This is a genomic window from Secundilactobacillus mixtipabuli, from assembly GCF_002217925.1.
Classification (GTDB): domain Bacteria; phylum Bacillota; class Bacilli; order Lactobacillales; family Lactobacillaceae; genus Secundilactobacillus; species Secundilactobacillus mixtipabuli.
Genome location: NZ_BCMF01000006.1, coordinates 203631 through 215923, shown reverse-complemented (window position 1 = coordinate 215923; position 12293 = coordinate 203631). Strand labels below are relative to the sequence as shown.

Genomic DNA, 12293 nt, shown 5'->3' with positions numbered 1-12293 from the left:
GTGCAAAACAATAAAAAGCACCCTTGTTTTCACAAGGGTGCTTCGCACGGTACCACCTTAAATTAACTCATCCATAACGTTGGACACGAATAATCGCTTATTCACCTCAAAAGTGTCTTCAACTTCCCGCCTGCTGTATCTTTCCATCCACCAGATACTTTCTGAAAGTCACGGGTCATTTACTCATCTTTTTCAACGGTGTTTCATTTATTTAACTACCAATAAGACTACTCAGTCTCCCACTAAAAGTCAAGGACGTTTTGAGTGGAGACTGTATCTTTAAGCTGAAATCATCTATAATTATCTCAAAAACAGATTGAGGGAAACTTATTTGAACTACGTTAAACAACACTGGCAGCAGATTACCATCTCATTGGCCATCTTGCTGACACTTGGCATCGCCATCTTTCAAACGGTTCGCCAAGACCGGCTCACCACGCCAATCGCCAACATTAATGTGCGAACTGGCCCTAACATCAATTACCAAACCAAGGCTATTTTGAAAAAGGGGCAAGCCGTTTACATTGTCCAGAAAACTGATAACTGGTATAAAGTCCGTTACGACGATCATCAGTTTGGCTGGGTCGCCAGCTGGCTGATCAATCAATCGCCGAAAATCAAAACGGCCACGAATCTTTCTGAAGCCACCATCGTTTTGGATCCTGGTCACGGCGGCAGTGATTCTGGTGCCCTCTCAATTGATAAGCAGCACGATGAAAAAACGTATACCCTCCAGCTTGCCAAACGGGTTCGCAACCAATTAGCTGCGCGCGGTGCCCACGTCATCATGACCCGTACCGGCAATCAGACCGTTTCACTGGGTGCCCGTCCAGAAATGGCAACCGATAATCATGCGGATGCCTTTATTAGTTTTCACTATGATTCCAGTCCAACGAATAATCTAGGATCCGGCTTTACTACCTATTACTATCATGCTGACACTTCATTGAAGCTAGCTCAGGCCATTAATCGGCACCTTGTCGGACTTCCTCTTAGCAATAAGGGCATCGACGTTGGGAATTTTGAAGTGATCCGCGACAATCTCAGACCAGCTTTACTGCTAGAAATGGGCTACATTAATACCGCCAAGGACTTCAAAGCCATTAAAGATCCGGCTTATCAAAATCAGATTGCTAAAGACATTACCAACGGATTATCGGCCTACTTTCAGGATAAATAATTTTCAGAAAGGATGGTTTATAGATGGATAAAGAATGGCTCAACCAATTACCGATCCAGTCGATCACAAGCGTGACGCCAGTAGCTGGCGGTGATATTAATCAGGCTTATCGACTAACAACTAACACCGAAACTTACTTCTTACTGGTTCAGCCTAATCGCGACCAAAGCTTCTATCAACACGAAATTGAGGGTCTCAAATTACTGGGACAGGCGGCGTTAGTACCAGAAGTAATTGCTTCCGGCCAGATTGACGGCGACGCCTACCTGATTCTGTCATGGCTGGAAAGTGGGACAGGCAGCCAATATGACCTCGGTCAGCTGGTGGCTCGCGTTCACCAGATTCATTATGATCAATTTGGTTTCAGTCATGATGTTAATGGTAAATTACCAAAAATCAATACTTGGCAATCGAACTGGGGCGACTTTTACGTTCATCAACGACTGGAAGTCTTGGCTAAGCGAGCCAATCAGCATGGTCTTTGGAATCAAAAAAGGCAGGACCACCTTGAGCGGCTCTGCCAGATTATTCTGGATTATTATCAAATGCATGAAAGTGTTCCAAGTTTGCTGCATGGCGACCTGTGGTTTGGCAATGTCATGTTTACCGCCGACGGCAAGCCGGCCTTGATCGACCCGGATGTCCTCTACGGTGACCGGGAATTTGATTTAGCAATGACCACCGTCTTCGGTGGTTTCAATAGCCAATTTTATCAGGGCTATAACGATGCTTACCCCACTCAGCCAGGTTTTCAGGAACGCCTGCCATGGTATCAGCTTTATTACCTTATGGCACACTTAAACTTGTTTGGTGAAAGTTATGGTGGCTCAGTTGATCGCATCCTTAGTCTTTACTGAAGGAGCGCCTCACGTAACCCAATCACATTTGTGACGTTGATTTCAGGGTGGCTGGCTTGGCTGTCGATCAATCGGCCGGGGTCAAATAAAGCACCGGCGATCCCCGCGTTATGACCCGCTTCGATATCTAACGTGCGGTCACCAATCATAATGGCAGTCTCACGAGAAACACCGTTACGCTCAATTAAAGCATTTAAGGAAGCTGGATTCGGTTTCCTTGGAAATGGCTGTTCACTGGTAACTTCATCAGTGAACAGTTTTTTGATGCCCGCAGCTGCTAATAACTGATTAGCACTCTGATTGCGATGGGTCAGTAAATAATGCTGGCCACCCTGACTTGCTAACTCCTGGAGCAATTCAACCATCCCTGGAAACGGTTTGGCCTGCTGAATGGTGCCCTTTTCATTTTGGCGATAATCACGTTCTAACTGGTCAGCCTGCAGGCTAAAGTGAGCACTGAACTTTTGCACCGCCGTCCCTAAGGAATGCTGCCGCATGGTTTCATAAACGTCCTGTTCATCTAACTCAATTTCAGAAACCCGTTGCTGCGTCAACGCCAGCATAAACGCTTGTACCATAATGGGATAGGTGTCAAAAATAGTCCCGTCAAAATCCCAGAAAAACGATTGATATGTCATGTCTTCCTCCTTATAGATCCGCACTGTCAAAGAGGATCGTCACTGGGCCATCATTGACTAGACTCACCTGCATGTCAGCACCAAATTCGCCAGTTTCAACTGGAATGCCAGCGAGACGTAATTTTTGATTGAACCGTTCGTAAATTTGTTTGGCATGGTCTGGCGCGCCCGCTTTAGTGAAACTCGGCCGGTTCCCCTTTTTGGTATCGGCGTATAACGTGAACTGCGAAACCGACAGAATCGAGCCCTTGATATCCTCAATTGACCGGTTCATCTTCCCTGCTTCATCAGCAAACACGCGCAATTTAACAATTTTGTGGACGTAGTAATCAATCTCGTCTTCACCATCTGAATCCGATGCACCAAATAATAGCAGGTAACCCTGATTAATTTTACCAACAACTTGGTCGTCAATGGCAACCTGCGCTGAAGTGACCCGCTGTAATACAATTCGCACAATAAAATCCTCCTTACGGATATTAAAACGACACGGCTACCCGTGTCGTTTTTTTTCTTTATCTAAATGGTCGCTTAACCACGTAAACGTCTTGAACATTTTTCAAGACATCCATTAACCGTTCCAGCTGTTCAGCGTTCCTGATCCCAATTGAAATTGAAATGGTGACCATCTTGTTATGATCCACTCGGCCATTTACCACGTTTAACTGCTTCGTGGTGTTGTTGATGATCCGCAAAACATCGTTGAGCAGACCATCCCGGTTATACCCTTGGATCTCAAGATCAGCGTTATACATCGCCGTCGTGTCATTGGGATTAGCCCAGTAAACGTCGACAATTCGTTCACCATTGGCTTCAGCGTGGGCCACATTAGGACAATCTGAACGGTGAACTGAAACGCCACGGCCCTTAGTAATGTACCCGACGATCTTATCGCCAGGAACGGGCGCGCAACAGTGACTCAAACGAACAAGCAGATTATCAACGCCTTCAATAACAACCCCTTCGGACGGCTTCAACTTCCGTTTCCGCTGTGAATCAGATTCTGATTCGGTATTATCAATGGTCTGATGTTCTTCTAACAATTCACGCTCTTCTTGGCGCTGCCGCTGTTCCTCACGCTGTTGCCGAACGTCCTCAGTCAACCGGTTAGCAACCCCCACTGGTTGAAGGTCACCAAAACCAACCGCCGCAAATAAATCGTCAATGTGCTGATAATGCATCTTCTCGACCACTTTTTGCAGTTGTTCCTTTGTCATCAGCTCTTTAGGATCAAACTTAAAGTCACGCAATTGCTGTTCAACGGTTTGACGACCCGTTTCAATGTTCTTTTCCCGGTCTTTTTGACGGAAGAACTGCTTGATCTTATTGCGAGCCCGCCGAGTTGAAACCAGCTTCAGCCAATCACGGTTAGGACCCGCGGAGTTAGACGAGGTCTTAATGTCAACAATATCACCGTTTTTCACTTCATAATCCAACGGAACGATTTTACCATTAACGGTAGCACCAGTGGTATGGTTCCCAACTTCAGTATGAATTTGGTAAGCCATATCAAGTGGGCCAGCACCCTTTGGCAATTCCAGCACGTCACCCTTCGGCGTAAAGGCGTAAACGTGGTCGCCGAACAGCTCCCCTTTGACACTATCCATAAAGTCCGAGGCATCATCCGTATCTTCTTGAAGTTCAATGATCTGCTTAAACCAGTTTAATTTGTTACCCGTGTTAGTGGTCTGAACCTTATCCGTCTTACCTTCCTTGTAAGCCCAGTGAGCCGCCACACCAAATTCAGCCACCCGGTGCATCTCCTCGGTCCGAATTTGGACTTCAAGGGGCCGACCTTCAGGCCCAATGACCGTGGTATGTAAGGATTGATACATGTTCGCTTTTGGCATGGCAATGTAGTCTTTAAACCGGCCTGGCATGGGCTTCCACTTGGTATGAATAGCACCCAAAACAGCGTAACAGTCACGAATATTGTCCACGATCACCCGAATAGCCAGTAAGTCATAAATCTGACTAAACTGCTTATGCTGATCACGCATTTTCCGATAAATCGAGTAAATGTGTTTCGGCCGGCCATAAATTTCTGGCTTAATGTTTAAATCACTAATAGCGTGTTTGATATCCTGAATAGCTTCCGCGATATAGCTTTCACGCTGATCTCGCCGAGAGTTCATCAAATGCACGATTCGGTAGTATTGCTGCGGGTTCAAGTAACGCAGTGAAATATCTTCCAATTCCCACTTAATCGTACTGATACCAAGTCGATCAGCCAGCGGTGCGTAAATTTCCAGCGTTTCGTTGGCGATTCGGCGCTGCTTATCGGGACGCAAATGCTGAAGGGTGCGCATATTGTGCAGCCGGTCAGCCAGTTTAACGATCATCACCCGGATATCCTTTGACATGGCTAACAGTAATTTGCGGTGGTTTTCAGCCAACCGCTGCTTGTTGGACTTGTACTTGATCTTGCCCAGCTTGGTGACACCATCTACGATCATGGCCACATCGTCACCAAACAGTTCCCGAACGTCGTCGAGGGTCACACCCGTATCCTCGACGATATCGTGAAGAAAACCTGATGCGATGGTGGTTGGATCCATTTTTAAGTTGGCTAAGATCCCTGCGACTTGAATGGGATGCATAATGTATGGCTCACCCGATTGGCGAATTTGATCCTTATGAGCCACCGCAGCAAACTTATACGCTCGCTCGACAACGGCTACGTGATCCTTATTCATATACGATGAGACAGCATCGATCACACCTTGAGCTGTCCAAGTTTGATCTCTAGACATCCGATCACTTCCTCTGCGTGGCGCTTAGGCCATAAGCTAAATAACTAATACAAAGATAGACTGGTGCAAAATATAAAGCGTATTTAGGGCCCGACAGGTAAATCCCCAGGGCGAATAACACGGGTAGTGTAAATAATAGCCACCAGCGTTCCCCACGATGTTTCACAAAATAGCCGAGTAGACCGGCGATAATGGAGTAGCCCAAGCCGTAAATCATACCTGAGCGCCACATACCGCTAATCGAAATACTGTGTAAAATGATGGGCAAAACCACGCCCAAGACAATGCTGACTGCCCAATAAGGCCAGCCAATCCGTTTTAAAATTGTCATCATAACTTCACTCTCTTAATTATATGAATGATTTACATTTTAGCATTATTATACACGAATGAATAGCATTCAGTCATTGTAATTCTAACATCGTTGAAACCGCCGCAAGAAAGTATAGCGGCGCCGTTTCCGTCCGTAAAATGCGGGGGCCGAGACCGGCAACCGTGGCGTGTCTTTGTTCCAGCAACTGCATTTCAGCTGGTGAAATACCGCCTTCTGGGCCAAAGACAGCCGTCAGCCGCTCGTTTTTCTGCACCCTGTTCAATAATTTGACCAGCTGAGCCTGTTCGCCCCTTTTTGCGGCTTCCTCATAAGCAACCAGTAAGTGATCCGTTTTTAATTCGGCAACCGCCTGCTTCAAAGTGTTGAAATAACGGACCGTTGGCACGTGGGTTCGGTGGGCTTGTTCAGCACCGCCCTGAGCAATTTTTTGCAGCCTGCTCAATTTTTTAGCCAATTTATTTGGCTGCCACTTAGCGACTGACCAGTCGGCACCAAAAAAGCAGATGGTATCGGCACCCATCTCAGTCGCTTTTTGGACGATCCATTCCGCCTTATCCTGCTTCGGCAAGCCTGATAAAATGGTCACTTTCACGGGAAGTTCCACATAGGTTTCCAATGGTTTAACCACCGTCACGGTATGGTCTTCATTTAGCTGGCCTAAGTAGAGATCTTCTTGACCATCCACGAATTCGGCTTGGTCCCCAGGGACACCTCTCATCACCTGCAGCCAGTGTTTAGAAACGTTGCTGTCTAGGTCGAAGCGAGTACCGGTTTTCAAAATTGGTTTGATAAAGTATCGTTGCATTTATTCGTCGTCTCCTGGCTTTTGGGCGATCACACCATACCAATCACCCATCTTTAGTGTCTGCCTGATTTTAAAGCCCTGTTGACGCTGCGCAGCTAGAATCTGGTCAGCTTTTTCAGCAATAATGCCCGAAGTCACAAAGTAACCGTTCACCGGCAACAGCCCCCACGCTTGTGGGATCAACGGAATGATCACCTCGGCTAAAATATTGGCGACAATGATATCGGCCTCACCTGTAATCCCGTTCAGCAAATTATTTGCTGCGACTTTGACATCTGATGCAATAGGGTTTAAATCAAGGTTCTTCTTGGCTGAATCAACCGCGACCTGATCCAAGTCATAGGCCCGAATATCGCCAGCACCGAGTTGTTTTGCAGTGATGCTTAAAACCCCTGAACCGGTGCCGACATCGATCATGCGTTCACCGCCATGAATGACCATCTCAAGGGCTTGCATCGACAGCTTGGTCGTGGGATGGGTGCCAGTCCCAAAGGCCATACCTGGATCAAGCTTGATGATCCGCTCGTCCTTAGCTTTAGGCTGATAATCCTCCCAGCTTGGGACCACCGTCAAAAACCGGGTGACCTGAACGGGATGATAATACTTCTGCCATTCAGTTGCCCAGTTGGCTTCATCCACTTTATCAGTGGTCACTTCAGCTGATCCAACGGCTAGATCAAACGCTTTTAACCCAATTACCTGCCGTTTGATTTCGGGAACGATCTCTGGGACGTAAATCGTCGCCGGAAAATAAGCGGTCACCCTCGCCCCGCTTTTAACGTGCGGAATTTCGTCGACATCGACAATTTCGCCCTTCTTGGCCCAGTCAACTTTGCTCAGCTGTTCGTAGTCCTTTTCATCATCAATCTGGACACCAGAAGCACCGTGTTCCATTAAAATATTGCTGACTGCTTCCACTGCTTCATTAGTCGTTGTTACGGTAATTGCGGTCCAATCCATTTCCATATCCTCCGTTCACGAGTAAAATTCCAAAAAAAGAACGCCAAAGTTACTTAGCGTTCTCCTCATCAGTCTGACGTTCCTGTTCTTTTTCTGCTTCCTGGTGTTCCCGTTGCGGTAAACGGGATTCAAGATAGTCTAATAATTCTTTTTCAGTTCGGAAGATCCGTGGATGCTTTTGTTTGTGCAGCCGAAGGTCAATCTCATTGATCTTTCGACGACCAGTCCACGTGTGACTGTATCGGATGATTACCCGATTATTCAATGCCTCCCGACCAAACTTAAAGACGTAAACACTCTCAGGAGTCATCAGAGGCCGAATATATGATTTTTCATACTGATAATGCCGGCTTTTTAAGTACTGTTTAGTTTGATTTAGCACGGTAATCACCTCCCAACGATTTTTTTGTAACCCGCTAACTTACTATTAAATACATCATATCATATTTCGCTTGTAAGCAACAGACGACGGGGTTATTCCGCTCTTTAAAAAGAATATACTACTGGACTTTTATTAAAAAGTCAATAAACCATTAAATAATCCTCATAGAAGCTTCAGAATATTTTCGTTATCATTATTGAAGCTGTGACATAAGTCTGAATTTAATCTAATTTCTCGACTCACACACAGCCTAAAATTCACTTTAGTTCATGACTTGAATATAGCCTTAACCTGTTCCACAACTCAGATTCCAGAATATAACGAGTTATGTCACAACCTCTTGCTTTTACGAGTGGAAATAGTATTCTTGAACCATAAATGCTTTTAAATTAGAAACTAAAGAGGAAGTTTATTCATGATTAAACCAACCAAACAACTGAATGGCTTTGATTGGGTTGAGACAACGGCCTTAACGGCGGATGAACAGCAAACGTTAATGGCTGAATACGGGATCACTGACGATATCATCACTTATGTTACCGATAAAGATGAAACCGCCAATTACGTTTACGATCCCGCCAATAACCAGCAACTGATGATTGTTCTCGTCCCTTACCAACTTAAAAATACGCAGGCACCACGTTATATCACACGGCCGGTTGGCTTTTTGATTCATCAAGGCGTCCTTTTCACCTTTAACGAAAGTCGGCTGAACTTCGTCGATGCTGCCTTTCAAAAAACCGCAGCTGATCCGGATATCACAACCACTTCCGCCTTCATCTTAGAGTCAATGTTCGATTTGGTGGACAGCTATATCCCAATCGTCAAATTTGTGACAAAGCAACGTAATCAGTTGGATAAAATGCTGAACAAAGATGCCAAAAACACTAACTTAGTGGCGTTATCCTACTTAGGCCAAACACTGACTTTCTTCAACAGCGGTGTTGAATCAAATAACGACTTGTTTACGCGAATACCAAGAACTTACTTCGGGGTTAATAATTCTAGTATTGAAAACGATTTGTTGGAGGACGTTTCCATTGAATCTGACCAGGTCCAACATATGATTGAAAACGAAGAACAAGTGGTCAACCGGATCACTGATACCTTCGACAGTATCATTAATAATAATTTGAACGATACCATGAAGTTTCTGACCATCTGGTCGCTCACGATGGCGGTCCCAACGATCGTTACCGGTTTCTTTGGCATGAACGTCAAACTCCCCTTAGAAAGCTTCAATCTCGCCTGGATCATGGTGATCGTCCTGTCAATTGGACTCATCGCATGGCTACTGCTGGTTTTCAAAATGCATCATCGGCTATAGTTTCTCTTAAGTTCGCGTGAGCTAATTGCTAAGCCCACGCGAATTTGATATGCTCTTAACGATTATGGTCTAACAACACTAAAGGAGTCCATTTTATGAAAATTGCCGTTGTAACTGACTCGGCCAGTTACTTAACACCCAAACAAATCGCGGAAAATAATGTTCACGTGGTGCCAATCACCGTTATTTTTGGTCACCAGACTTATCTGGATAACGTTGAGATCTCCACAAGTGAATTCTATCACCGCTTAAAAACCGACTCACAGATGCCATCGACTACCCAAGTCACCCTTGGACAAATGCAGACCATGTATGACCAGCTGGCAAGCGAAGACTACGATGCGGTCATCAGCATTCATCTGTCTTCCGGCATTACCACCTTCTATAGTAATTTAGTCAATTATTTGCCGAATGTGACTAACATCAAGGTGTACCCATTTGATTCGCGGATTGCATCCGCTGGTGAGGCCGACCTCGTCATGCTGGCAGCTAAGCAAGTGCAGACAGGCCACTCCCCTGAAGAGATTATTCAAGCGCTCACCCATTTAAGGGACACCATCGACGCTTACTTTGTGGTGGACGATCTTTCCCACCTCGTGCGGACAGGACGCTTATCAAACGCGTCAAGTTTAGTGGGTAGTCTGCTGCGCATCAAACCGATCCTCACCTTTAATGATCAGGCACAAATCGTTGCGATTGAAAAAGAGCGGACCATGCGCCGGGCATATACTCGAATTAAGCAAAAGTTTCAAGCCGCTTACGAGCAGGCTGATTACCCCTTACGTTTAACGGTCATTGATGCGAACAACCCAGAATTACAAAAAGAATGGTCTGCGGATTTGGCACAGCAATTCCCAGACGTCAAAATCGACCATAGTGAAATTGGGCCGGTTATCGGTGTCCACGTTGGCGCCGGTACGATGGCTTTACTCTGGGATTACGACTGGGAACAGTGGCCAGAATCTGCAGCTAATCGAAAGAAGAATGGCAAATGAACTTTTTCTCCATCGGCACGAAAGGTGATACTGACTACCTTTCCCGTCACGATTTTGTGGCAGCCTTAAACCGTGACTTAAATCAGCCCAAGCTTGATTTTTCGCAATTTCCAACGCCTAAAAACAAGGCAGAGTATCAGCAATTATTATTGTTTATTCAAAAACAGATTTTACCGCGGTTAGGTGACTAACGCCTGACTAATTAAATCGAAGCTAGCTTGCCATTATCGGCAGCTAGCTTCTTTTTCATCACTTCTAAAGTTTTGCTCACAGGTGTTTTCTGATAAACGCCTCAAACGCAGCTGCCGACCGTGGTCCAATGACTGCGTCGACAATTTCACCGTTCTTTTTCAAAATCACCGTTGGCGTGCTCATGACCCCAAGCGCTGTCGCAATCAATGGTTGCTGATTGACCGTTAAGGAAGTGAATTTTACCCGCTGAGCAAGGTCAGCATCAGCTGCCAAATTTGCCAGTATCCGGTCAACCGCGGTACATGGTGCACACCAATCCGAGCGAAAATCAACCAGCACGATGCCGTCACGGGTTTCTGCAGCGTACGTTGTGTCTAGAATTGCTTTGATCACGGTCATTGATGCTCACCCCTTTTAATTTCTAATCTCAACTCTCATTATATATCAGTTCACGACATAAGGTTTCTGATTTAAACCCTTCAAAAATACCCACCGTTTACTCCGCCATACATAACATGCTATGAATTTATATTGGAAAAGGCTGCAAAGACTTGCTATATTAAGATAGTAATCATTAATGACTTATTTTATTATATCTAGATCTAGGAGGAAACAACCAATGTCTTCATTTGACATCATCCTGCTGCTAATCAGTGCGTTACTGATGACTTATTGCGGTTTTCGTATTGTCAAACACCAGCCCAACAAGAGAGTAGGTAAAGCCTTCGCGGTACTATTCGCTTTAGCCATCCTGATTGGTGGAACATCCGCTTGCAGTGCTACGGGAAAATCAGCGAATGATCAGTCCAATACCCGCTCTGAATTCAAGGACAACAGCACCACTAAACACCACTCAACTCATCAAGCCTCAAAGACTGTGGCTCAGCAGTCAACAATTTCAACTCACAAAAGTGTTTTGAGTAAACTGGTCAGCTACACGGACAAAAGATCCGCAGGTCCCACCGGTAATTACTATTGGCAAGTTGGCAAAGCTCATTTGATCGACTTTAATCAACTCAGCGCTGGTGAAACGCGTTTCTCACAAGACGCCCAGCAGCGGCCTAGTACTGCACGGGCGAAACTCACCTACCAAGAATACGCCTCTTCTCAAGGGTCTCGTCAAGGTGATCCGCTAGAACCATATGCCTGGCCAAGCAATAATTCGATTGTCGCCATTTCCTATGCTTCAACTGGACGAACATACCATGGGTATCTATGGAACCGTAGTCACTCCATTGGTGATAGCCTGTTAGGCGCCAAGTCTTACACTTCCAGCAATAACTTTACCACCGGTACCCGTCCTCAAAACGTCGGCGCTGATCAGAATGGCGGCATGCGTTACGGTGAAGAAACCGTTGAAAATTATTGGGAGGACCACCCTGGTACTCATCAGACGGTAGCTTATCAAACAACCCCAATTTACAAGGGTGACGAAAGTATCCCTCGCGGTTCCTTAGTTGATATCAAGTCATCAGATGGCGAACTTAATATTGAGATTGCAGTCATTAACGATGCTGAAGGTATCAAAATCAATTATCGTACGGGAGCAAATAATGCCAAGGCATACCATCGTGCTAAAACGACAGGCTATCACCAGCATCACAGTACTGGCACCGCAAATCCGTCAGTATCTGCTGGTGCCACGACAGCCGGTAAGTGGCACATTGCCCAATCGGGTTACGTTTATGTATCCCAGAGCAAAAAGTACTACAGCCGCGTGACAAATCCTGGCAACTACACTTACGAATCCAAGTCTAGTGCGATAAATTCCGGTGCAACCGCACCTATTCGTGGCAACGAGTATGCACAACCATAAAGCTTAACATTTCAGCCGGTAGCGAATTCGCTATCGGCTTTTTAATTACCAACA

Annotated in this window: 14 protein-coding genes; 6 read left to right on the top strand and 8 right to left on the bottom strand. The window is 45.6% G+C overall.

Features of this window, described 5'->3' with window-relative positions:
- Nucleotides 1-331: 331 nt before the first annotated feature.
- The gene (locus IWT5_RS07515; RefSeq protein ID WP_089109335.1) at nucleotides 332-1180 is read left to right on the top strand and encodes an N-acetylmuramoyl-L-alanine amidase family protein; all 849 of its coding nucleotides are present in this window, start codon (nucleotides 332-334) and stop codon (nucleotides 1178-1180) included.
- Nucleotides 1181-1203: 23 nt separating this feature from the next.
- Entirely contained in the window at nucleotides 1204-2037 is an 834-nt protein-coding gene (locus IWT5_RS07510) for a fructosamine kinase family protein (RefSeq protein ID WP_089109334.1), read from the top strand.
- Here the strand turns inward: IWT5_RS07510 and IWT5_RS07505 are convergent.
- The 7 genes from IWT5_RS07505 to IWT5_RS07475 form a co-directional block, all read right to left on the bottom strand.
- Complete coding sequence (locus tag IWT5_RS07505; RefSeq protein ID WP_089109333.1) at nucleotides 2031-2675, bottom strand: HAD-IA family hydrolase; 645 nt, start codon at nucleotides 2673-2675, stop codon at nucleotides 2031-2033. The genes IWT5_RS07510 and IWT5_RS07505 overlap by 7 nt on opposite strands.
- Nucleotides 2676-2685: 10 nt before the next feature.
- Nucleotides 2686-3132, bottom strand: a complete 447-nt coding sequence (gene dtd, locus IWT5_RS07500; protein ID WP_089109332.1) for a D-aminoacyl-tRNA deacylase — start codon at nucleotides 3130-3132, stop codon at nucleotides 2686-2688.
- A 58-nt stretch (nucleotides 3133-3190) separates the two neighbouring features.
- Complete coding sequence (locus IWT5_RS07495; RefSeq protein ID WP_089109331.1) at nucleotides 3191-5428, bottom strand: RelA/SpoT family protein; 2238 nt, start codon at nucleotides 5426-5428, stop codon at nucleotides 3191-3193.
- A gap of 4 nt (nucleotides 5429-5432) precedes the next feature.
- Complete coding sequence (locus IWT5_RS07490; protein WP_089109330.1) at nucleotides 5433-5762, bottom strand: hypothetical protein; 330 nt, start codon at nucleotides 5760-5762, stop codon at nucleotides 5433-5435.
- A gap of 70 nt (nucleotides 5763-5832) precedes the next feature.
- Nucleotides 5833-6567, bottom strand: coding sequence for a 16S rRNA (uracil(1498)-N(3))-methyltransferase (locus tag IWT5_RS07485; protein ID WP_089109329.1), 735 nt, complete (start codon nucleotides 6565-6567; stop codon nucleotides 5833-5835).
- The gene (gene prmA, locus IWT5_RS07480; protein ID WP_089109328.1) at nucleotides 6568-7527 is read right to left on the bottom strand and encodes a 50S ribosomal protein L11 methyltransferase; all 960 of its coding nucleotides are present in this window, start codon (nucleotides 7525-7527) and stop codon (nucleotides 6568-6570) included. It abuts the gene before it with no gap.
- Between the two features lie 49 nt (nucleotides 7528-7576).
- Entirely contained in the window at nucleotides 7577-7918 is a 342-nt protein-coding gene (locus IWT5_RS07475; protein WP_089109327.1) for a hypothetical protein, read from the bottom strand.
- 406 nt (nucleotides 7919-8324) lie between these two features.
- Between IWT5_RS07475 and IWT5_RS07470 the strand changes: the two genes are divergently transcribed.
- The 3 genes from IWT5_RS07470 to IWT5_RS07460 all read left to right on the top strand — a co-directional run bounded on the left by IWT5_RS07470 (nucleotide 8325) and on the right by IWT5_RS07460 (nucleotide 10422).
- Nucleotides 8325-9236: a magnesium transporter CorA family protein gene (locus IWT5_RS07470; protein WP_089109326.1), complete on the top strand. Its 912-nt coding sequence runs from the start codon at nucleotides 8325-8327 to the stop codon at nucleotides 9234-9236.
- Between the two features lie 95 nt (nucleotides 9237-9331).
- A complete protein-coding gene (locus IWT5_RS07465; RefSeq protein ID WP_089109325.1) occupies nucleotides 9332-10231 on the top strand; it encodes a DegV family protein in 900 nt (299 codons plus the stop codon).
- Entirely contained in the window at nucleotides 10228-10422 is a 195-nt protein-coding gene (locus IWT5_RS07460; RefSeq protein ID WP_089109324.1) for a hypothetical protein, read from the top strand. The genes IWT5_RS07465 and IWT5_RS07460 overlap by 4 nt, the downstream gene beginning before the upstream one ends.
- A 76-nt stretch (nucleotides 10423-10498) precedes the next feature.
- On the opposite strand, the gene IWT5_RS07455 is transcribed toward IWT5_RS07460, so the two are convergent.
- Nucleotides 10499-10822, bottom strand: a complete 324-nt coding sequence (locus IWT5_RS07455; RefSeq protein ID WP_089109323.1) for a thioredoxin family protein — start codon at nucleotides 10820-10822, stop codon at nucleotides 10499-10501.
- Between the two features lie 220 nt (nucleotides 10823-11042).
- On the opposite strand from IWT5_RS07455, the gene IWT5_RS07450 reads away from it, so the two are divergent.
- Nucleotides 11043-12239 (top strand): DNA/RNA non-specific endonuclease, encoded by a 1197-nt coding sequence (locus tag IWT5_RS07450; protein WP_225360247.1) that lies wholly within the window; start codon nucleotides 11043-11045, stop codon nucleotides 12237-12239.
- Nucleotides 12240-12293 lie beyond the last annotated feature (54 nt).

Coding starts and splice junctions, on each gene's coding strand:
- IWT5_RS07510 (WP_089109334.1), top strand. CDS start 1,204: ATGGATAAAGAATGGCTCAACCAATTACCGATCCAGTCGATCACAAGC.
- IWT5_RS07505 (WP_089109333.1), bottom strand. CDS start 2,675: ATGACATATCAATCGTTTTTCTGGGATTTTGACGGGACTATTTTTGAC.
- IWT5_RS07495 (WP_089109331.1), bottom strand. CDS start 5,428: ATGTCTAGAGATCAAACTTGGACAGCTCAAGGTGTGATCGATGCTGTC.
- IWT5_RS07490 (WP_089109330.1), bottom strand. CDS start 5,762: ATGATGACAATTTTAAAACGGATTGGCTGGCCTTATTGGGCAGTCAGC.
- IWT5_RS07485 (WP_089109329.1), bottom strand. CDS start 6,567: ATGCAACGATACTTTATCAAACCAATTTTGAAAACCGGTACTCGCTTC.
- prmA (WP_089109328.1), bottom strand. CDS start 7,527: ATGGATTGGACCGCAATTACCGTAACAACGACTAATGAAGCAGTGGAA.
- IWT5_RS07470 (WP_089109326.1), top strand. CDS start 8,325: ATGATTAAACCAACCAAACAACTGAATGGCTTTGATTGGGTTGAGACA.
- IWT5_RS07465 (WP_089109325.1), top strand. CDS start 9,332: ATGAAAATTGCCGTTGTAACTGACTCGGCCAGTTACTTAACACCCAAA.
- IWT5_RS07460 (WP_089109324.1), top strand. CDS start 10,228: ATGAACTTTTTCTCCATCGGCACGAAAGGTGATACTGACTACCTTTCC.
- IWT5_RS07455 (WP_089109323.1), bottom strand. CDS start 10,822: ATGACCGTGATCAAAGCAATTCTAGACACAACGTACGCTGCAGAAACC.
- IWT5_RS07450 (WP_225360247.1), top strand. CDS start 11,043: ATGTCTTCATTTGACATCATCCTGCTGCTAATCAGTGCGTTACTGATG.